Source organism: Marimonas arenosa (genome assembly GCF_030848945.1).
Taxonomy (GTDB): domain Bacteria; phylum Pseudomonadota; class Alphaproteobacteria; order Rhodobacterales; family Rhodobacteraceae; genus Marimonas; species Marimonas arenosa.
Window position 1 is genome coordinate 67,277 of sequence record NZ_JANHAX010000001.1, and the last position, 20,572, is coordinate 87,848.

The window sequence follows — 20,572 nt, forward strand, 5'->3', positions numbered from 1 at the left end:
GTGCGGCGGGCTAGCGTCCCTGCCCGTGATGGGGCATGCCCCGTCGGGGCCGATCTGCGTCGCCGGGCGAAACCAGCGTGCTGACCCGTCCGGACGTTTCGATGACGACCTTGCCGTCGCTGATCGCCTGAACCGTCATGTCGCCGACGGTATCGCCGGTCGTGACCCGGCGAGTATCGCCGTCGGGCAGGCGCAAGATCGCGCCGGGGCGGCTTTCACTGCCGAACGTACCGAGAAGGATGAGCCCATCCGTGTCAAATCGGGCCGTGACGGTCGCGAGGCGCGCGGCCTGATCTAAGCCGGGCGCAGTGGGGTCTGGATGTGCCATGAAATGTATCTGTCAGCTGTCTTTTCGCATTCGAACAGCGCAGATAGGTTGGTTTCTGCAGGTGCGAAAGAGCGGATCTTCAGCAGCGGGGTCGAGCGGCGGAAATGCGCCAAAACAAGAAGTTACTCGGCGGCTTTCAGCTCGAATCCTTTTTCGATCATGTCCGACGGGGCCACCGGGTATTCCCCTGAGAAGCAGGCGTCGCAGTATTGCGGGCATTTGGCGTCGCGTCCCGTTGCTTCGCCCACGGCACGATAGAGCCCGTCGAGCGAGATGAACTTAAGACTATCGACGGCGAGGTGATCGCGCATCTCGTCCTCGCTCATCGTCGCGGCTAGCAGCTTCTCGCGCTGCGGCGTGTCGACGCCATAGAAACAGGGCCAGGCAGTTGGTGGTGAGGCGATGCGGAAATGCACCTCCTTGGCGCCGGCATCGAGGATCATTTCCTTGATCTTGCGGGACGTGGTGCCGCGCACCACGCTATCGTCGACCAGAATGACCCGTTTGTCGCGGATGAGTGCCCGATTGACATTAAGTTTCAACCGCACGCCCATGTTGCGGATTTGCTCGGTCGGCTCGATGAAGGTGCGGCCCATATACTGGTTGCGGATGATGCCCATGCCGTAGGGGATGCCGCTTTCGTGGGCGAAGCCGATCGCCGCGGGCGTGCCGCTGTCGGGCACAGGGCAGACCAGATCGGCCTCGACCGGGGCCTCGCGGGCCAGCTCCACCCCGATCTGGCGCCGGGTTTCATAGACCGAGCGGCCGCCGATGATGCTGTCGGGGCGCGAGAAGTAGACATGTTCGAAGATGCAGAACCGGGCCGGCTGTTTGCGGAAGGGGAAATGGCTTTCGACCCCATTTTGATTGATCACCACCATCTCGCCCGGTTCGATCTCGCGGACGAACTCGGCGCCGATGATGTCGAGCGCGCATGTCTCCGAACTCAGCGCCCAGCCTTCTCCGATCCGACCCAGAACCAGCGGCCTTACTCCGAGCGGGTCACGCACGCCGATGAGCTTTGTGCGGGTCATGGCGACGATCGAGAAAGCGCCCTCGACCCGCCGCAGCGCATCCTGCATCCGCTCGGGGATGTTGCGTTGCAGCGAGCGGGCCATCAGGTGGATGATGCATTCGCTATCGGACGAGCTCTGGAAAATCGAGCCGCGGTCGATCAGTTCGCGCCGCAGTGCATCGGCATTTGTGATGTTGCCGTTATGGGCAATCGCTGCGCCGCCCATCGAGAATTCGCCGAAAAACGGCTGTACATCACGGATCTGAGCGGCTTTCGAGCCGGCGGTAGAATAACGCACATGCCCGATGGCCAGCGGGCCCGGCAGGGTTTCCATCAGCGATTGTTTGGTGAAGCTGTCACGCACATAGCCGAAGCGGCGGGCCGAATTAAAGCCTTCGACCGGGTCGTGGCTGACGATGCCGCCGGCTTCCTGGCCGCGATGCTGCAGAGCGTGTAGCCCAAGCGCGACAAAATTCGCCGCATCGGTCACGCCGATCACGCCGAAGACACCGCATTCCTCTTTCAGCTTGTCATCATCAAAAGGATGGGCGGGACGCATTGGCAAGGGCACGGGTGGCAGCTCCGAATCCATCGTCTTGGCTTCACGCCTGTTTGTAAGGGCTGTGACGCGCCATGTCACGAAACGATAACAATTGGAAGCCACGTCGTGCGGCCTGCGGCAATTTACTCGCTGCAGGCGCCCACCAGTTCCTCGTATTGGCGGGTGATCCAGCCGAGCGCCTCTTCAGGGTTGTTTTCCTCGATCGCGCCGGTCAGACGCGAGAAGACGCGATGCGAACGCGAGTCGTCGATCATTTGGATGTTCTGGCCGGTCACCACGGTTTCATAGACGAAAAAGGCGATCGCCACGAGCAGGATGCCGCGCAGCACGCCGAAGAGAAAGCCCAGCCCCTGGTCGAGCCCGCCCAGAACCGAGCGTTGCACAACCGAAGAGAACAGTGGCGTGAACAGCGAAGCCACCACGAGGGCAACGGCGAAGACCCCGGCGAAGCCGGCAATCATCGACAATTCGCAGCTGTCGGCGAGTAGTTTTTCCCCGACATAAGGGATTTCTTTCATCAACGGCTGCACCTGCGGAGCGAACATGAAGGCCAGCACGGCGGCCACGACCCAACCGGCGATGGCCAGCGTCTCGCGCACCAGGCCGCGAGAATAGGCCAGCAGTGCCGAGACGACGATGACCAGCGCAACCACGCCGTCGATGATGGTAAAGCCTTCCATGATGGTCCCTTTGTCCTGTTCTCTGGTCTCAGCCCGCGCCGAAAATCTCACCGACGAAGACCGAAAGATCGCTCATCTGCGTCAGCTTCATGCCCTCATTTGCCGCGGTTTTACCGCCACGGGGCAAGATGGCAGAGGTGAAACCAAGTTTTTGCGCTTCTTTCAACCTATTTTCGGTTTGGCTGACGGCGCGCAACGCGCCTGAAAGGCTGATTTCGCCGAAAACTACCGTATCAGCGGGCAAAGCGGCATCTTCCCGCGCAGAGAGCAGCGCCGCGGCGACGGCAAGGTCGGCGGCCGGGTCGGAAATTTTCATGCCGCCGGCGACGTTGAGATAAACATCAAGACCGGTGAAAGGGATGCCACAGCGCGCCTCCAAGACGGCGAGGATCATCGCCAGCCGCCCGCCATCCCAGCCCACCACGGTGCGTCGGGGCTGGGCATGCGGCGAGGGGGCGACCAGCGCTTGGAACTCGACCAGCACCGGACGGGTGCCCTCGATTCCGGCGAAGACAGCCGAGCCCGGGCTGGGATTGCCGCGTTCGCTCAGAAACAGCGCCGAGGGGTTCTTCACTTCAGTCAAACCGCTGCCGGTCATCTCGAACACGCCGATTTCGTCGGCCGGGCCGAAGCGGTTCTTTACGGCGCGCAGGATGCGGAATTGGTGGCCGCGCTCGCCTTCGAAATAGAGCACGGTGTCGACCATGTGTTCGACCACGCGGGGGCCGGCGATCTGGCCTTCCTTGGTGACATGGCCGACCAGCACGACCGAGACGCCGATGCGCTTGGCGAAGCTGGTCAGCTCGTGTGCGGCGGCGCGGACCTGGGAGACCGATCCGGGCGCACTTTCGACATTGTCGGCCCACATGGTCTGGATCGAGTCGATGATCGCCAGTGCCGGCCGCTCGGTTTCGAGCGTGGTCAGAATGTCTCGCAGATTGGTTTCGGCCGCCAACTGCACCGGTGCGTCGGTGAGACCGAGTCTTGCCGCGCGCATGCGCACCTGGGCGCTGGCTTCCTCGCCGGAAACATATACCGTTTTCAGTCCCTTACGGGCGAATTCTGCAGCGGCTTGCAGGAGCAGGGTGGACTTGCCGATGCCCGGGTCGCCGCCCACGAGAATCGCCGAGGCCGGAACGAGGCCGCCGCCCAGAACCCGATCGAGCTCATCCAGCCCGCTTGTGGTGCGCGGCGGCGGGGCCTCTTCGGTGCCGAGATCGCTGAGTTCCATGGCGCGGCCGCGCCTGGACCCCAGCGATTTCAACGCCGGGCCCGCCGATAGCGGCATCTCTTCGGCAATGGTGTTCCATTCACCGCAATTGTCGCAGCGCCCGGACCATTTGGAAAAGCGGGCGCCGCAGGCCGAGCAGGTGAAGCTGGGAGTCTTTGCCATACCCGGCGTGATGCATGAGCAATTGGGTGACGTCAAATGTCAATTTCGATGGGCACAGGATGCGGTGAAAAAGTAAACGCGCGCTGAGTCGGTCGCGCGGTCGACCGCTCCGCGGATGTTGAGGGGAAATCGCTCAGGATCATGTTCCGCGCGACCAAACGAAACACGCCATCGCAGATGGATGAAATAATGTGAAAACAAAAAGATGTTATCGGAAGTTAAGGTAAAATATTCTTCTTTAGAGTGCGGTTCGTCAAAATGCTGATAGCCAGGGAGGCGAGGATGCAGGCGGTGAACAGGTAAAGTCCCCAGGCGGTCTCGATCTTGCCGATTCCGATGCCCTTGGACAAAGTGATGTAGAGCGCGATGAGAAAGATGTCGGCCATAGCCAGCTTGCCCAGAACGTGCAGCACCGGCAGGAGTTTGTCCGACAGCAGGTTGAAGTGAACCAACCCCAGCCCGATGGTTTTGAGATAGGGCGCGAAGAGTGCAAAGAACGTGACCAGGAGTGCCAGGTAAACGTCGGATTTCCAAAGGCTTTGAAGGCCGGAGACGACACTGATCTCATCGAGCTTGAACAGCGGCAGGCCGAGGCCCGCGCGCATCAGTGGCGCGAACCAGGCGATGGGAAAAAGCACGATCAGGGCGAGGTTGGCGATACGCAGCATGGGGTCTCCGGGTGGGGCGCGTCTCTTGCAGGTAAGCCGGTTGGCGCCGCGATGCAACGCGGCACGTCAACCGTATTTTCATCTTGGTGAACGCGCGGTGGTCGAAAACAAAGCCTGTATGGCACCCTGGCTGGCCGTCTGGCTGGCGCTCCGTCTGGCGCGCGGTGGTTAATGTTTGGTGAATGACAGAGGGTTAAGGCGGCGGGCGGTGGTCCGCGGCTGGCCGCCCTCTCTGAGCTGCGCCCATCCGCCCGGCCCACGCATCCGAGAGATGAAGGATTAGCGACGGCGCCAGACCCACGGAATGTCGTTGCCGCCGAAGAGAACCCGGCGGGATGGCGGCGGGTCAGCGCACCGCCTCGATCGGACCTTCGGCGCGACCGTGGATGAATTGATCGAGATAGGGGTCGCCGGAATTGTCCATCCGGGATACCGGGCCGGTCCACTTGATCACGCCGTCGTGCAACATGGCGACATTGTCGGCGATGGCGCGCACCGAGGACATGTCGTGGGTGATGGTCATGGCGGTGGCGCCCATCTCGGTCACGATTTCGCGGATCAGTTCGTTGATGACGCCGGCCATGATCGGGTCGAGGCCGGTGGTGGGTTCGTCGAAGAAAATGATCTCGGGCTCGGCGGCGATGGCGCGGGCGAGGCCGACGCGTTTCTGCATGCCGCCCGACAGCTCGGCCGGGTAGAGATCGGCGGTCTCGGACTTGAGGCCGACGCGGCGCAGCTTCTCGACGGCGATGTCGCGCGCCTCGGCCTTGGGGCGCTTGAGCGAGCCGCGCAGGAGGCGGAAGGCGACGTTTTGCCAGACCGGCAGCGAATCGAATAGCGCACCGCCTTGGAACAGCATGCCGAAACGGGCGAGAAAGGCATCGCGGTCGCCCTTGGTGACGTCCTGGCCGTCGAGCGTGATGGTGCCGCGGTCGGGGGTGACGAGGCCGAGGATGCATTTCAGCGCCACCGACTTGCCGGTGCCCGAGCCGCCGATGATGACCATCGAGGTCGATTTCGGGATGGTGAGGTTGACACCCCGCAGGACCTTGTTGGACCCAAAGGCCTTATGGACGTCCGAAAGCTCGATCATCGGTGGCGCGTGCGGTTGGCGTGGACCGGGGCGCTGCCCCGGACCCCGGAGTATTTTCGGCAAGATGAAAGGGGGCGGGTTTGCGTCATGCTGAGAAGAACAGTTCGGTGAGAATGTAGTTGGCGGCGAGGATCAGCACAGAGGCGGCGACCACGGCGGACTTGGTGGCGCGGCCGACGCCTTGCGCGCCGCGCCCGGAGTGCATGCCGTAGAAACAGCCCATGGTGGCGACGATGAAGCCGAACACCGCGCCCTTGATCAGGCCCGACACCACGTCCCAGGTCTCGAGGAAATCGGCGGTGTTCTTGAGGTAGGCCGCGGCGTTGAAGTCGAGCCGGGTGATGCCGACGAGATAGCCGCCCATGATGCCGATGGCATCGCCGACGCCGACCAGCACCGGCACCGCCAGCGTGGCGGCCAGCACCCGTGGCAGGGTGAGGTATTTCATCGGGTGGGTCGACAGCGTGACCAGCGCGTCGATCTGCTCGGTGACTTTCATCGTGCCGATCTCGGCGGCGATCGACGAGGCGACGCGCGCGGCGACCATCAGTCCGCCCAGCACCGGGCCCAGTTCACGGGTCATGCCGATGGCGACAATCGAGGGCACCACGGATTCGGCGTTGAAGCGCGAGCCGCCGGCATAGATCTGCAACGCCAGCGCGCCGCCGGTGAACACCGCGGTCAGGCCGACGACGGGCAGCGACAGCCAGCCGATCTGGACCAGTGCGTGCAGGAATTCGCGGCCATAGAAGGGCGGGCGCAACAGATGGGTGACGGTTTCGAACGCATACAGGGCCAACCGGCCGATCAGCGCAAGGGCGGCCAGTACCGGCCGGCCGATGGCGGCAAGGGAGGCGGTCAGGCTCATCCGCCGGTATAGCGCCGCGTGTAGCGGGCCCCCAGCGACGTGAGGATTTCATAGCCGATGGTGCCGGCGTCGGTGGCGAGCGCATCGACCTTCTGATTGGGACCGAGGATATCCAGTGCGACGGGCGTTTCGGACAGGTGAGTGACGTCGACGCCGATCAGGTCCATCGAGACACGGCCGAGGATCGGGCAAGGCGTGTCACCGTGCCACAGGCTGCCGGTGTGCGACAGTGCCCGCAACAGACCGTCGGCGTAGCCGCCGGAAACGGTGGCGACTCGGGTGGGATCGGCGGCCTCCCAGCTGTTGCCGTAGCCCACCGTTTCGCCCGGTTCGAGGTCGCGGACCTGAATCACCGGCAGCTCGAGCCGCACCACCGGCGTGGCGAGATCGAATGGCAGGCCGCCATAGAGGCCGATGCCGGGGCGGGTGACGTCGAAGTGATAATCGGGGCCCAACAGGATACCGCCGGTGGCGGCGAGCGAGCGCGGCGCGTCGATATCGCCGGTGATCTCAGCGAATTGCGCCAGTTGTGCCCGGTTCATCTCGTGGCTGGGTTCGTCGGCGCAGGCGAGGTGCGACATTACCAGGGTCGGGGCCTGGGCCAGTGCGATGTCGCGGATGGCGGCCCATTCGGCGGGTTCCATGCCGAGCCGGTTCATGCCGGTGTCGAGCTGGATGCCGAAGGCGTGGCCCGGCAGCGCTTCGACATGGCGCAGCAACTGGTCGACATTGTTGATCATCGGTGTCAGCGCAAGGTCGCCGATCATATCGGTATCGCCGGCCATGTGACCGGACATGACGTTGATTTCCGGCCCCGGGCCCAGCGCCTCGCGCAGGCCGGCGCCTTCTTCGGCCACCGCTACGAAAAAGCGGCGGGCGCCGGCGCGGGCGAGGGCCCGGGCGACCTTTGCCGCGCCGAGACCGTAACCATCTGCCTTGACCACGGCGCCGGTCTCGGACTCGGACAGAGCGGCGAGGGACCGCCAGTTCTGCACGAGGGCATCGAGGTCGATGGTAAGAGTTCCTGTGGCCATGAGGCTTTGTTGTCGCGGGCGCGGAGAAGGTCAAGGGGGAAAGGCGCGGCGGGCGGTTCAGGGATCGAGAAAGCCGCGCTGCATGTTGCGCTGCCAGATCTTTTCGCCGATCAGGCAGTCATAGGCCTGTGCCGGGATCATGCGGGTGCGGCCGGGGGGAGTATGACCCGCGATTTCCTGCACCAGTTTTCGGCGCAGGGCGGGAGCGAACTCTTCCCAGCTGCGGACCGGCAGGACGAAGGCGCCGGGGCCGCCCACCACGCATTCGGCGTAGTAGATGTCGAGATCGGGGATGCCCCAGATGTCGGAGGCGGTGTCGCGAGTCATCAGCGGCAACCCGTTGATCGTCAGCCCGAGCCCAACGGCGCGATCGCGGGCGGCGGTGACCGGCGGACCCATGTTGTTCGGACCGTCGCCCGAGACGTCGATGACGCGGCGCAGGCCGGTGAAGGCGTTGCTGTTGATCGCGCGTTCGCCATAGAGGAGAATCGAGGAGATCGAGGTGCGGCGGCGTGGGTTTTCGAAATTGGCGGTGATGGCTTCGGCGACCTCGGTCATGTCCTTCAGCGACGCAACCCGCGTCCACGGCACGACCACCTTGTGGCTGCCGGTGCCGGCCCATTCGACATAGGTGATGGCCACGACGCCGAGCATACCGCCGCGGATTGCGTCCATCACCGAGGGGCTGAGCAGTGCGGCGGCGTAGCCCTGGCGCTGAATTTCAAGTTCTTCGAAGGACATGGATTGCGAGACGTCGACCGCGAGGAACAGTTCAAGATCGACCTCTTCAGCGGCCCGGGCTGGCAAAGTGAAGAGGATCAGGAAAAACAGAAGCGTGCGCATAACCGTATTGAGGCGGCAAAGCGGCGGTCTGTCCACTCTCATTCGGACGAAGTTCGGGAGCGGTATTGGACGGCGTTGGGGCAAGCCTTCGAAAAAGGGCGCCATTCCCGCCTCAAAGGCCAGTGGGTCGACCTTTTCGGCGGTCAGCCCGGCTGGGCCATGGAATGCCACCAAATCCGCACGTTCGTTGCCAGGCCGGCATGGTTGAATTGTCCCACCAGCGTGCCGTCGAGGATCATCCGTGGCAGCGGGTCGTCGGGGCGACGATCAGGCAGGCCGGTGCCGGTGGATTTGGCCCAGATCTCGAACAGCTCCTCTGAGGCGACCTGGTATTCGACGTGCCAGTGTGCGATGCCGCCGTTCGGGGTTTCGGCCAGCACCTCGTTTTCGTGGCTGATGCTCTGTTGCAGCTTGATGCGGTCCCAATAGGTCTTGCGGAGCTCGAACGTGTCCTGGCACTGGAACGGGGTGTTCCAGTACTGGCCGTTCTCTGTGAAAAGGCCGGCGAAACCTTCGCTGTCCTGTTCCAGCCAGACGCGCTTGTAGGCGGACATGAAGGCGTGGATCGGCATCAGAACTCGCTGCCTTGCTGCCACGGTTTGACGAGGTTGCCGAAGCGGGTGAATTCGCTTTCGAAACTCAGTTCGACGGTACCGATCGGGCCGTGGCGCTGCTTGCCGATGATCACCTCGGCCTTGCCGTGGAGCCGGCTCATGCGGTCCTGCCAGTCGGCCATTTCCTCGAGTCTTTCGTCGGAAGGTTTCTCGCGCTCCACATAGTATTCCTCGCGGAAGACGAACATCACGACGTCGGCGTCCTGTTCGATCGAGCCGGATTCGCGCAGGTCCGAAAGCTGCGGGCGCTTGTCGTCGCGGCTTTCGACCTGGCGCGAGAGCTGCGAGAGGGCGACGACCGGGATTTCGAGCTCCTTGGCGATGGCCTTGAGGCCCATCGAGATTTCGCCGATTTCCTGCACCCGGTTGTCGGAGGTGCCGCGCACCAGCTGCAGGTAATCGACGATCAAGAGGTCCAGCCCGTGGGTGCGTTTCAGCCGGCGGGCGCGGGCGGCGAGTTGAGCGATCGGGATCGCCGCGGTGTCGTCGATATAAAGCGGGCAGCTTTCCAGCGCCTTGGCCGCGTCGACGAAGCGTCGGAACTCGCTTTCGTCGAGATCGCCCTGGCGGATCTTGTGGCTGGAGATTTCCGAGGCTTCGGCCAGGATCCGACCGGCGAGCTGTTCGGCGCTCATCTCGAGCGAGAAGAAGCCGACCACGCCGCCGTCGATGGCGCCTTCGGAGCCGTCCGGGCGCACGCCGCGGCGGTAGGCCCTGGCGATATTGAAGGCTACATTGGTGGCCAGCGAGGTCTTGCCCATCGAGGGCCGCCCGGCAAGGATCAGCAGGTCGGACTTGTGCAGGCCGCCGAGCTTGTGGTCGAGATCGACGAGTCCCGTGGCGAGGCCGGCAAGCCCGCCGTCGCGCTGATAGGCGGCGTTGGCGACGTTGACGGCGTCGGTGACCGCCTTGAGAAAGCTCTGGAAGCCGGTTTCGGCCTGGCCCTGTTCGGCCAGTTGGTAGAGCGCTTGTTCCGCCTCGACGATCTGTTCCTTCGGTTCCGAGGCAACGTCGACCCGGGCGGCCTTGGCCGAAATGTCCTGCCCCAGCCGGATGAGATCGCGGCGGATCGCCAGATCATAGATCATCTGGGCATAGTCGCGCACCGCAAAGGCCGAGATCGCGGCGCCGGCCAGCCGGGCGAGGTAGGCCGGGCCGCCCAGTTCCTTGAGCCCCTCGTCATCCTCGAAGAAGGCCTTGAGCGTGACCGGCGAGGCGAGGTTGTTCTTGGCGATCCGCGCTGCGGCGGTCTCGAAGATGCGCGCGTGCACCGGGTCGTAGAAATGCTGCGGGCCGATGATCGCGGCGACCCGGTCGTAGATGTCATTGTTGGTCAGGATCGCGCCGAGCAGTTGCTGTTCGGCTTCGATCGAGTGGGGCATGGTCTCGGGGTTCTGGACCTCGGCCCCGGTGGCATTGAATGTGGCGACTTCGTTCATAATGTTCGCTTTCCCCCTGAGGCCTGCGTTCTACGCAAAGCCGCGGGGCAGAGGCAACTTGTATGTTTTTGTGGATAGGCTGTGCATATCCGAGCCTCCGCATCATATTGCGCGAATTCGGGGTCACGGGTCAACATGTTGCGGTCTGCCCGGGGAACGATTGGCGGTTTTTCCCGGGACGGGCGAGGGTTTTCCGGCAGAGCCGTGAACGCCGCCGACAGCCAGGGAACCGCGCTATTGGACAGAGGCGCCGGGATTTGCCAGAGTTTCAAGAGATTTGGCCAAAGGACGCACAGGTGAGCGGGGTTTGCACACAGATTCGGCGGTTGACCCTGGCTGGGGCGGCGATTCTCTGGGCCGGCGGTTCACAGGCCGAGCCGGGCTGCCGGAGCGATGCCATGCTGGTGTTCGACGGCTCGGGCTCGATGGCGGAGATGGGCTTCAACCTGCTGAACGAGCCTCGGATATTTTCGGCGCGCCGGGCGCTGCGCCGGTCGGTGCCGGGGATCGCGGCGGCACGGCGGCTGGGGCTGATCATCTACGGTCCGGGGCAGGTGGGCGGTGCCTGTGGCAATGTCGACCTGCGGTTCCCGCCGATGCCGGATGCGGCGCCGCGGATCATCAGCGAGATCGACGCGCTGCGCCCGGACGGCGAGACGCCCTTGACCGAGGCGGTGCGGATGGCCGCCGGGGTGTTGGAGTACAAACGGCGGCCCGGGGTGGTGGTGCTGGTCACCGACGGCAAGGAAACCTGCGGCGGCGCGCCCTGCCAGCTCGCCGCCGAACTTGCCGCGGAGGCGGCCGACCTGACGGTGCACGTGATCGGCTTCAAGGTGCAGTCGGAGCATTTCAACTGGCCTTCGGCGCCGGTCTCGGAACAGAGTGAGGGGCACACCGTGGCGCAATGCCTCGCCGACCTCACCGGCGGCAGCTATGTCTCGACCGAGACGGTCGACGAGCTGGCGGCGGCGCTGCGGCAGGTTCTGGGCTGCCAGATGATCGGGCAGGCGAGCTTATCGCAGCGGAAAGGTGGTTAACCTTTCTTATGCGAGTCTTGCCAGGCGCGGGGATCATTGAGGAAGGCCTCGACCCCGGCCAGGGTTTCGGTGTCGAAGGCGCTCTGGGCCTTGGCCTCGGCCAGCACGTCCCACCAGGTGCAGAGACAGTGCAGTTGCACACCGTGGTCGCTGAGCGTTTTCTCGGTCTCGGGGAAGATGCCGTAGTAGAAGATCACGGCGGTGTGGCCGCAGCTGGCACCGGTGTCGCGGATGGCGTCGACGAAGGAAAGCTTGGAGCCGCCATCGGTGGTCAGGTCCTCGACCAGCAGCACGCGCTGGCCCTCGGACATCGCGCCCTCGATGCGGGCGTTGCGGCCATAGCCTTTGGGTTTCTTGCGCACGTAGGTCATCGGCAGGCCGAGGCGCTCCGCCACCAGCGCAGCGAAGGGAATGCCGGCGGTCTCGCCGCCGGCGACGTTGTCGAAGGCCTCGAAGCCCGCGTCTCGCATCACCGTGACGGCCAGGAAATCCATCAAAGTGCTGCGGATGCGCGGATAGGAGATCGGCGTGCGGCAATCGATGTAGGTGGGGCTTGGCAGGCCAGAGGCCAGCGTGAACGGCTCGCGGGCGTTGAAATGCACCGCCTTGATCTCCAGCAGCATCCGGGCGGTGAGGCGGGCGATTTCTTCCTTGGACGGATAGGAGGAGGGGATCATGCGGCGGGCCTTTTTGTGGTGGCGGGCGCCGGGGGGCCAGCCCCCCGGACCCCCCGGGATATTTCAGGAAAGAGGAAGGAGGTTAGAGCGGGCTCCAATAGACCGGGAAGCCCGGGTCGAAGACGGTCACGGGGCCGTCGCCGGTTTCGATTTTCTCCGGGAATTGTACGGGGTGATCGGATCTGGCAAGGGTGAGGGTGCCTTGGTTCGGGGCCAGGCCGTAGAAGGCGGGGCCGTGCAGGCTGGCAAAGCCTTCGAGCCGGTCGAGCGCGCCTTCGTCTTCGAAGACATGGGCCAAGAGCGCCATGGTATTGGTGGCAGTGAAACAGCCGGCGCAACCGCAGGCGTGTTCCTTCAACGCGTCGATATGCGGGGCGCTGTCGGTGCCGAGGAAGAAGCGTTCGTCACCGGAGGTCGCGGCGGCGCGCAGGGCCAGGCGGTGTTCCTCGCGCTTGGCCACTGGCAGGCAGTAGTAGTGCGGCTTGATCCCGCCGACCAGGATGTGGTTGCGGTTGATGATCAGGTGATGGGTGGTGATGGTGGCGCCGAGGTCTTTTTCGGCAGTTTTCACGTAGTCCACACCATCTTTCGTCGTGATGTGTTCCATGATCACCCTGAGGCCCGGGGTGGCACGGCGCACGGGATCGAGCACGCGGTCGATGAACACCGCCTCGCGGTCGAAGATGTCGATGTCGGGATCGGTGACCTCGCCATGGACGCAGAGCGGGCAGCCGATTTCGGCCATCTTGTCCAGCACGCCACGCACACGCGCGAAGTCGCGCACGCCGGAGGCGGAGTTGGTGGTGGCGCCGGCCGGGTAGAGCTTGACCGCGGTGATCAGGCCGGACGCGTGGGCCCGGGCCAGATCCTCGGGGTCGGTGTCCTCGGTCAGATAGAGCGTCATCAGCGGGGTGAAATCGGCGCCGGCGGGCATCGCTGCGAGAATGCGGTCGCGATAGGCTTGCGCGTCGGCGGCGGTGACGACCGGCGGCACCAGGTTGGGCATGATGATGGCGCGGGCGAAATGACGGGTGGTCTCGGGCAGGACGCCGGCCAGCATGGCGCCATCGCGCAAATGCAGGTGCCAGTCGTCGGGGCGGCGGATGGTGATCGTGGTCATGCCGCCCGCTTAGCCGAAATGCTTGGCGCTTTCCAGAGGGGTCAGGCGCCGTCAGTGGAAATCCCGGCATTGTCGTCGCGGGATTCGCGCTCGAGCGCCTTGAGGCGGCGGGCGAAGCGCGGGGCGTTGTCGAGGCGGGCCAGCACGTTACGGCAGATCATGGCGGCCAGCCCGGGCCGGTCATGGTGGTCGACATGTGCCAGTACGGCGCGCAGGTAAGGCGGATGGTCGCGGCGCGCGCGCATCAGTTGCGCAAAGCCCTGCGTGTCGAGCGTGCCGTCGGCGGCGGCGCTGAGCAGGGGGATCAGCAGGCCCATTTCGATCAGTTCGCTCTGAATTGCCGAGCCCATGAAGCGCAGGCGGTACTTGTCGACATTGCGCCGGGTGAAGAGCGCGGCGTGCATCGCGTCGAGCTCGACCTGGGGGTCGTAGATGACATAGGCGCACGCGGCGGCATCGAGCATGTCAGGGGCATAGCCGTAGCGGTCGGTGAACGACGTGCGGCGCATGTGGGTGAAGCGCTCGTCCCATTCGGTGACGCGCGGATCGAGCGTGGCCTGAGGCTGGATCGACAGAACCTTGGCGCCAGGCGCTGCCACGGAAAACGCGGCGGCGGCATAGCCGCAGGGGCCGGCACCGTAGAACAGGATGGTGTCGAAGTCGTCGAAGAAACCGTCGTCGATCAGCGCATCGAAATAGCCGTAGACCTTGGGATCGCGGAACCAGGTGTCGCCCTCGGAGATCAGGGTGAGAGAGGACCAGCCGTTGGTGTCGACCATCTGCCAGCCGATCGGGCGGGCGGCATCGGACAGCGCCCGAATGCCCTGGATCGACTCGAAGCTGACCAGCAGGGTCGACCCGGCATCGATAAAGGCAGCGGCGTGCTTGCGCCCAAGCGGCTGGAAATGGCCGCGCGCCTCGGCGGTGTCGGCGAGCCGGGTAAGCCACTCGGCCTTGTCGAGACCGGAGAGGTCGGTGTCGATGGGTGCGGACGTATCCTGCATCGCGATCTGCCTCGGGTTTGGCCACGCATTTTTTAGCGCGGACCGTGTTTTGCCGATCTGAATAGGCGGCAAATCAGGCGAAATTGCGAAAAATCCATGGGGTTTTCGAGCAGGCAGGCGCGGCTTGCGGAAGACCGCCGGGGGTCAGCCCGTCTGGCGGCGCTGGGCCTGCTGCATCAGGAAACGGGCAGTCTGCGGCGGCAGCGGGCGCGAGGGCGGGGTCTGCAGCAGCCGACCGTAGAGCGCGCGAAACGGCTCTTCGGTGAGCAATTCGAGAAAGCGTGCCTTGCGCCAGGCGACGGCGTCGGCGTGCAACTCGGCGAGTTGCGGATCGGCTTTGAGGGCCGCGAGCCGCTCGGCTCGGGGGATAGCAAGCGCCGCGATGGTGCGGTCTTCCTCGTCGATGTAGTTGCGTTCAACCCAATAGTCGAGATCGAGCATGTGGTCACTGTGCACCGCCCGGCCGCGATCGGCTTTGACCACGAAGTTCTCCATGCTGCCGAGGGGATAGTGGTTGAGTTGGGCGAGCGCGTTATTGGAGCGGCCGAATGGCGAAAAGATCTGCCCGGTCTTGAATTTCTGGTCCAGCTCGCGGCCTTCGCCGTCGAACCAGCGGGCTTCGGTGAGCCGTTCCCTGACCGGTGCACGGGGGCGGTGGATGCCGAGCTTGCGGTAGGTGCCGTCGTTGCGGAACAGCGTCTTGAACATCGCGGCGCGCCAGGGCCAGTACATGATGGCGGGCGCGGCGCGGGTGAAGGTGTCGAGCACCGGCGTGTCGTCGTAGCGTGCCAGGCCCATCGAGCCGAACAGCCGCCAGGTCAGCGTGATGGCGGTGGCCCGGGGCAGGGCGGCCAGCAGCGCGGGGATGGTGTGATCGCCGACATGGATGTTGATGAATTCGTCGACATCGAGGGTGATGATCCAGTCGGCCTGCCTGACCTCGGGCCGCTTGTCGGCGCGTTTCATCGCGTTGAACTGGATGCCGCCCTTGTCGTAGGGGCCGCGGTTGCGGACATGGGTGACATGGCCTTGCTCTTGAAGCCGGTCGAGCATGGTGTCGGTGCCATCGTCGCAATCGTTGGAGAAGATCAGGAAATCGGTCACCCCGGCCGCCTGGTGGTGGGCGAGCCATTCCAGCAGATAGGCGGCTTCGTTGCGAACGGTGAGAACGGCGAGTATTTTCAAGGCGTCACCATTCTCTCCTGAAGACAACGACCTTGCGATGGGACCAGCGCGGGTAATAGGTGAGGCCGGCGTGGTGCATGGCTTCGAATACGGCACGCACGCCGGGCGCGCCGATCCATTGCGGGTGCAGTTCGATCACCGCGGCGCGCAGGCCATCATAGCGCAGCGCCGGCAGGATCTCGGCTTCGCCGCCCTCGATATCGCAGACCAGCACATCGGGTTTGATCTCCCGGAACACGGTGTTGATACCGCGCACTTCGATCTGCTCGACCGAGAGAATGCCGTCTTCCGGGCCGGTTTCGGGGCTGAGCGAAGAGGCGAGGAAGTTGCGGCGGCAGTAGAAGTCGCGTGGCTTCCCCTTGCGAGGCGCGAGCAGCGCATTGTGCACGGTTGCATTGGTGACGCCGTTCAATTCGTGGGTCTGGCGGATGTAGTCGATCAGGTAGGGATTGGCCTCGAAGGAGTGGATGGCCGCGACCGGGCGCTTGGCGCCGATCAGGGTGGAAATGTAGCCGATCCCCGCGCCCAGTTCGAGCACGGTGTCGCCGTCGCGGGCGATCTTCATCACCGCGTCGGCCTCGAAACCTTCATAGCTGTTCTGGCGCAGGGCACGACGGATGCGCGGCCGGGTGATGTCGGAGTGTTTCGGCATCCTGATCCCGCGCGAGATGATGTGCGGAACCGTGTCCTGAAGGGGCTGTGCACTGCCGTCCATATCCTGGCTCTCCTCCTAGCTCTCCATGTCGAGCGCGAGCGCGTAGGCCACCCGCTCGGTCTCGGTCAGTTTGATCTTGAGCGCCTGGTCGTAAAGTTCCTGGAATTCGGGCAGGCCGAGCAACTCATCGGCTTTGGCGCGGTGCCAGGCAAGGCCCTTTACGTGCAGATCGCGCAACGTGTCATCTTCCATCAATCGGTCGTATTCGGCTCGGGTGCGCGGAACGTTGCGCTTGATGGTGATGTCCTTGAAATCGGACCAGTCCATGCGGATCCAGTAGTTCAGCCCAATCGACCGGTCGACATGCAGGGCGCGGCCCCGCTGGCGTTTGATCAGAAAACTTTCCGCCGATCTGAGCGCGTAATGGTTCAATTGGATGAGATCGTAGCCGATCGATTTCTTCGAGTTGCGCCAGCCGTTCTTGGCCACTTCGCGGGTCATGTCCTGACCCGATCCGTTGATCCATTTCACTTTGTTTTCAAAAGCTTCATCCAATTTGTTCGGGCGGTGGCAGGAAATTTTCGCATATGCCCCGATATTGCGATACATGGTCTTGAAGCCCCAGACGGTGTGGGGCTTGGGGCAGTATTTCGGAGCGCAGCTTTCGAATTGTTCGATGACGAATTCGTCGCGCAGCTCACGCACGCCGTTATGGCCGAACAGCCTCCAGGTCATGGCGACATTGGTGGCGTCGGGGACGCGCTGGAAAAAATCCAAGAGCGTGCCGTTGCCGCAGCGCACGTTGATGAACTCGTCGACGTCGATATGGGCGATCCATTCGGCGTTTTCGATCAGCGGTTCCTTCAGGGCCTTGTTGAGCGCAGATTGCTGCGGCGAGTTGCCTTTCCACGCGTCATTGTTGCGGTGCTGCAATACGCCCATTTCCTGCAGCCGGTCGAGAATCTCGGAGGTGCCGTCGGTACAATCGTTGGTGTAAATCAGGAAATTGTCGACGCCGATGGCGCGGTGATAGGCAACCCACTCGACGATATAGGGCGCCTCGTTCTTCATGCAGCCGACAATGACGTTGCCGGCGTTGCCATCGGGCAGCGGGCGCGGGGTCATGGGCGTATAGGCGGCGGCCAACTCTTCCTCGTTGACGCGGCCCAACTTGTTGTGGGGGGCAAAGGATGAGTGACGCAGCTTGGCGAAGTTCTGTTTGGCAAGGGCGGGGAGGATGAAACGCGCGGTGTCCGACAGGCCATCCCCGGCAGGCGCGACCGGCGGGGCCACGCCGGGTGTGTTCGGCTCCGGCTTGTCTGTCTGGCTGTCGAGTTCCTTGAGAGCCGCAAGCTTGGCCTTACGCTCCTCGCGGGTGGCCTTGTCGATGCGCCACATGAAGCTCAGGAGATACTGCGAGGCACGGTAGCCGTTGCCGGGATCGGCCTCTTGCCAGGGCTTGAGGGCGCGGTCGCGCTTGAGGCTGGCCTCGGACAGCGCGGGGTGCGATGCGCACAGCGCCTTGAGCGCAGGCTCGAAGGACCTGGAGATCTCGGACAGCGCACCGGGGGCGATGGGATCACCGCCGATTTCAAGTTCGGCCAGGAATTTGCGCCACAGCGGCCGCGGCAGGATCCGTTTGCGCGCCGCCAGAACCTTGAGCAGAAGTTCATTGAGTTGCCGGGCCCGGGCGACCCAGGCCGCAGATGGCTGAAGCGATAGCGGCGCGGGATCGGCGCGGCCGATATTGGCTTCGATATCGAATGCCTGACGAAGTTCGTCTGTCGCCTCGGAGCCGCAGAACAGCGTTTCGTCATAGGGCCTAAGCGTGACCGCCCCGGCGCCGAAGACGCTTTCCCAATGTGCGACGAGGCGGGTGTAGTCGAGCCAAAATGGCGGTGCCTGGGTTTCGAGAAACTGCCCGGCCTGCGGGTCGATCCGGTGCGCGTCAAGTAGCGCGTCGTCCCACCAGTCGGCCGATCCAGCCAGGTCGATTTCAAGATCCAGCAGCGCGGCGCGGCCCTCCATCACCTGGGCGGCATAATGGCGGGCCAGCACGCGGCCGGGTTCGTCGACATGGGCGACAATCCGGATGTCGTCGGAGAACGGCGCCAGCAGCGCGTGCAGCCGTTCAAGCTCGCTTTCACGAGCGAGCGAGGCACCGAGCTGAGAGGCCGAGAGGATCAACTGCTCGGGGCTGTGGGTCTCGACCTCGCGCCGCAGTCCGGCGGTCAGCTGTTCACGCAGGCCAGCCTGCGATGCCGGTGTGATGAAGCCCCGGTTGAACCGTAGCGGGTCGACATGGTCGGGATCGGTCACCGCCATGAACAGCCGGGTGTGGTTCTTCGATCCCGGCGTGCGCGGGAACAGAACGCCTTTCGACAGCAACCCCTCGCGCTTGGCGTCGAGCACTTGCTGGAGCCGGTCGGTCCCGACCTGTTCGAGCCCGATATGCAGGAACAGTTTCATGCCGCCCCCGTGCCGATCACTGTGTCTTTGCCGGCGCCATCGTGTGCGTTTAGCCGGCCCCACCAGGGCAGATCGCGACCGAGGAAGGCGCCGATCTTCTGTGGCGCTTGCCGATCGGCGACGTCGTATTCGAGAAAGTTGTCGGCACCGTCGAAGATCTTGCGCAGGAAGGCGTGGTGGGCGGAAATCCACCTGGCGCGCTCGTGCAGGGTCTGACCGTAGGTCCGCGGCAGACCGGGCACGGTCGAGGCAGGCAGACGGTCGGAGCCGAGGTCGGACCATTTCAGCATGCTCATCGCCTGATCGCCGGGATCGCGGGCGGAGGCCAGAAAGCGCAGGTTGGGGTGATGCTCCTGCAGGGCCGAGATCACGCCGAAATCGGTTTGCGGCCAGAGCGAATGCGGGCCCCGCAGCATGTTGATCTCGGTGAAGGCGTCGAACTCGTCGAGGGTTTCAAGCGGGTCCCCGGTGGTGAAGTAGCCGTGATACATCTGCCCGCCGACCCAGCGGCCGCGCAGCTCGGGTCGGGCTGTGTCGCGGCGGCGGATGCGATAGTCGGCGACCGTGAAACCGGCCTCGCGCAGAGCGCGGGCCAGCGTGGTGGTGCCCGATTTCGGCAGCCCGAGGTTAACGACGGTCAGGCGGCTCATGATGCCAGCCCAAGTTCGATCAGCATGGCTTCTTCCTGCGGGCTGATCTTCGGCGCTGCTTTCAGTTGCTCATACATCGTGGCATTGGCGGGCTGGGCCAGCAATTCGTCGCGCTTGGCGATATGGGCGGCCACGGCGTCGTCGTGCAAAGCCTTGATTTCGGGATCGGATTTCAGGTCGTCCAGCGCCTTGCCCAGGTCTGGCAGATAGCGGTGGATCGATCTGTCGAGAAAGGCGTCGTCGTTGCGTTCGCGCCAGTAGGTATCGTCGAAGTCCCGGTTCTCACGGTTGACGTCGCCGCGATCGTTCTTGACGAGGTAACTGTCGAGAGAGCGCAGCGCATAGTGATTGAGCGTGGCAAAGGCCCGCGCGCCCTTGGCCGGGAATTTGCGGATACGCCGCGGGTTGGCTGCGACCAGGAAACGATGCGGCACCGGCCGGCCCGAGCCGTCGGTCCAGACCGGGCGCTTTTTCTTCGCCAGCTTGTCGCGGAAGAAGGGCCGGTGGGCGCCGAAATACTTCAGCGGAAAATCCTGACGCACCAGGCTTTTGACCTCGATCGCGGTTTCGCCGCACCACAGGTCGGGATTGTGCGAGCGGGTGAATTGTTCGATGACGGGACGGTCTTCGAAGCGTTCGATGCCGGCATTGGCGAAGAATTGGAAGGTGACGGAAATGGCCTGTGGATTACCGCAGGCGTCGATCAGCGCCGGGATGGTGTGATCGCCGGTGTGGATGTTGAGAAACTCGTCGACGTCGGCAATCCAGACCCAGTCGGCCCGGGTCACGATGTCCTGTGTCTTGGCGTCTTTCAGCGCCTCCATCTGGTAGTTGCGCCCTTTCGCCGGGTTTGGCAGGTGCCGCACGATCCCGCGCGCCATCAGCGCGTCGAGCAGCCGGTCGGTGCCATCGCTGCAGTCGTTGGAATAGAACAGGTGGTCGGTCACCCCGATCAGCCGGTTGAAGGCGATCCATTCCAGCAGGAAGGGGCCTTCGTTCTTGACGCAAGTGATCGCCGTGATGCGCATCACGACGCCCCCGCCGACTTGTCGGAAACCTGTTGCATGCCTCTGCCCGCCTGGCACCTTGTTGCCAATCCCGGTGTTTTACCCGGGTTTTCGTTGACACAAAGCATCGCATCCAGGGTAAAAAACGTCAATCTTTCTCGGGATTTTCGTCGCTTGCGCGGCGAAAGCGCGACGTTGGTGTTGCTTGACGGCAGCGCCGGGTCATGCAGG

General features: G+C 64.1%; 20 protein-coding genes. 1 reads left to right on the forward strand and 19 read right to left on the reverse strand.

Going from position 1 to position 20,572, the window contains the following annotated elements; genetic code table 11:
• Positions 1-10: 10 nt before the first annotated feature.
• The 11 genes from NO357_RS00370 to NO357_RS00420 form a co-directional block, all read right to left on the reverse strand.
• Positions 11-328: an amidophosphoribosyltransferase gene (locus tag NO357_RS00370; protein WP_306733628.1), complete on the reverse strand. Its 318-nt coding sequence runs from the start codon at positions 326-328 to the stop codon at positions 11-13.
• Positions 329-450: 122 nt separating this feature from the next.
• The gene (purF, locus tag NO357_RS00375; protein ID WP_306734746.1) at positions 451-1,902 is read right to left on the reverse strand and encodes an amidophosphoribosyltransferase; all 1,452 of its coding nucleotides are present in this window, start codon (positions 1,900-1,902) and stop codon (positions 451-453) included.
• A gap of 125 nt (positions 1,903-2,027) precedes the next feature.
• Entirely contained in the window at positions 2,028-2,585 is a 558-nt protein-coding gene (locus tag NO357_RS00380; RefSeq protein ID WP_306733629.1) for a CvpA family protein, read from the reverse strand.
• A gap of 28 nt (positions 2,586-2,613) precedes the next feature.
• Entirely contained in the window at positions 2,614-3,978 is a 1,365-nt protein-coding gene (gene radA, locus NO357_RS00385) for a DNA repair protein RadA (protein ID WP_306733630.1), read from the reverse strand.
• Between the two features lie 218 nt (positions 3,979-4,196).
• Positions 4,197-4,646 (reverse strand): paraquat-inducible protein A, encoded by a 450-nt coding sequence (locus NO357_RS00390; RefSeq protein WP_306733631.1) that lies wholly within the window; start codon positions 4,644-4,646, stop codon positions 4,197-4,199.
• Positions 4,647-4,992: 346 nt separating this feature from the next.
• Positions 4,993-5,739 carry an ABC transporter ATP-binding protein gene (locus tag NO357_RS00395; protein ID WP_306733632.1) on the reverse strand — a complete coding sequence of 249 codons (747 nt, stop codon included), beginning with the start codon at positions 5,737-5,739 and terminating at the stop codon, positions 4,993-4,995.
• Between the two features lie 85 nt (positions 5,740-5,824).
• A complete protein-coding gene (locus NO357_RS00400; RefSeq protein WP_306733633.1) occupies positions 5,825-6,607 on the reverse strand; it encodes an MlaE family ABC transporter permease in 783 nt (260 codons plus the stop codon).
• Complete coding sequence (gene alr, locus NO357_RS00405; RefSeq protein WP_306733634.1) at positions 6,604-7,641, reverse strand: alanine racemase; 1,038 nt, start codon at positions 7,639-7,641, stop codon at positions 6,604-6,606. The genes NO357_RS00400 and alr overlap by 4 nt, the downstream gene beginning before the upstream one ends.
• 57 nt (positions 7,642-7,698) lie before the next feature.
• Positions 7,699-8,484, reverse strand: coding sequence for a DUF1194 domain-containing protein (locus NO357_RS00410; protein WP_306733635.1), 786 nt, complete (start codon positions 8,482-8,484; stop codon positions 7,699-7,701).
• Between the two features lie 143 nt (positions 8,485-8,627).
• The gene (locus NO357_RS00415; protein WP_306733636.1) at positions 8,628-9,056 is read right to left on the reverse strand and encodes a hypothetical protein; all 429 of its coding nucleotides are present in this window, start codon (positions 9,054-9,056) and stop codon (positions 8,628-8,630) included.
• Complete coding sequence (locus NO357_RS00420; RefSeq protein WP_306733637.1) at positions 9,056-10,537, reverse strand: replicative DNA helicase; 1,482 nt, start codon at positions 10,535-10,537, stop codon at positions 9,056-9,058. The genes NO357_RS00415 and NO357_RS00420 overlap by 1 nt, the downstream gene beginning before the upstream one ends.
• Before the next feature lie 296 nt (positions 10,538-10,833).
• Here NO357_RS00420 and NO357_RS00425 point away from each other — a divergent pair, with 296 nt between their 5' ends.
• A complete protein-coding gene (locus tag NO357_RS00425) occupies positions 10,834-11,574 on the forward strand; it encodes a vWA domain-containing protein (protein ID WP_306733638.1) in 741 nt (246 codons plus the stop codon).
• Here the strand turns inward: NO357_RS00425 and NO357_RS00430 are convergent.
• From NO357_RS00430 to NO357_RS00465, 8 genes are all read right to left on the reverse strand, one after another.
• Positions 11,571-12,251: an orotate phosphoribosyltransferase gene (locus NO357_RS00430; protein ID WP_306733639.1), complete on the reverse strand. Its 681-nt coding sequence runs from the start codon at positions 12,249-12,251 to the stop codon at positions 11,571-11,573. The genes NO357_RS00425 and NO357_RS00430 overlap by 4 nt on opposite strands.
• Positions 12,252-12,333: 82 nt before the next feature.
• Entirely contained in the window at positions 12,334-13,371 is a 1,038-nt protein-coding gene (gene pyrC / locus NO357_RS00435) for a dihydroorotase (RefSeq protein WP_306733640.1), read from the reverse strand.
• A gap of 41 nt (positions 13,372-13,412) precedes the next feature.
• The gene (locus tag NO357_RS00440) at positions 13,413-14,375 is read right to left on the reverse strand and encodes a phosphoadenosine phosphosulfate reductase (RefSeq protein WP_306733641.1); all 963 of its coding nucleotides are present in this window, start codon (positions 14,373-14,375) and stop codon (positions 13,413-13,415) included.
• Positions 14,376-14,519: 144 nt separating this feature from the next.
• Positions 14,520-15,560: a glycosyltransferase family 2 protein gene (locus tag NO357_RS00445; RefSeq protein WP_306733642.1), complete on the reverse strand. Its 1,041-nt coding sequence runs from the start codon at positions 15,558-15,560 to the stop codon at positions 14,520-14,522.
• 4 nt (positions 15,561-15,564) lie between these two features.
• Positions 15,565-16,275 carry an FkbM family methyltransferase gene (locus tag NO357_RS00450; RefSeq protein ID WP_306733643.1) on the reverse strand — a complete coding sequence of 237 codons (711 nt, stop codon included), beginning with the start codon at positions 16,273-16,275 and terminating at the stop codon, positions 15,565-15,567.
• A 15-nt stretch (positions 16,276-16,290) separates the two neighbouring features.
• The gene (locus tag NO357_RS00455) at positions 16,291-18,684 is read right to left on the reverse strand and encodes a glycosyltransferase family 2 protein (protein WP_306733644.1); all 2,394 of its coding nucleotides are present in this window, start codon (positions 18,682-18,684) and stop codon (positions 16,291-16,293) included.
• The gene (locus NO357_RS00460) at positions 18,681-19,334 is read right to left on the reverse strand and encodes a sulfotransferase family protein (protein ID WP_306733645.1); all 654 of its coding nucleotides are present in this window, start codon (positions 19,332-19,334) and stop codon (positions 18,681-18,683) included. The genes NO357_RS00455 and NO357_RS00460 overlap by 4 nt, the downstream gene beginning before the upstream one ends.
• Positions 19,331-20,362 carry a glycosyltransferase family 2 protein gene (locus tag NO357_RS00465; RefSeq protein WP_306733646.1) on the reverse strand — a complete coding sequence of 344 codons (1,032 nt, stop codon included), beginning with the start codon at positions 20,360-20,362 and terminating at the stop codon, positions 19,331-19,333. The genes NO357_RS00460 and NO357_RS00465 overlap by 4 nt, the downstream gene beginning before the upstream one ends.
• Positions 20,363-20,572: the final 210 nt, after the last annotated feature.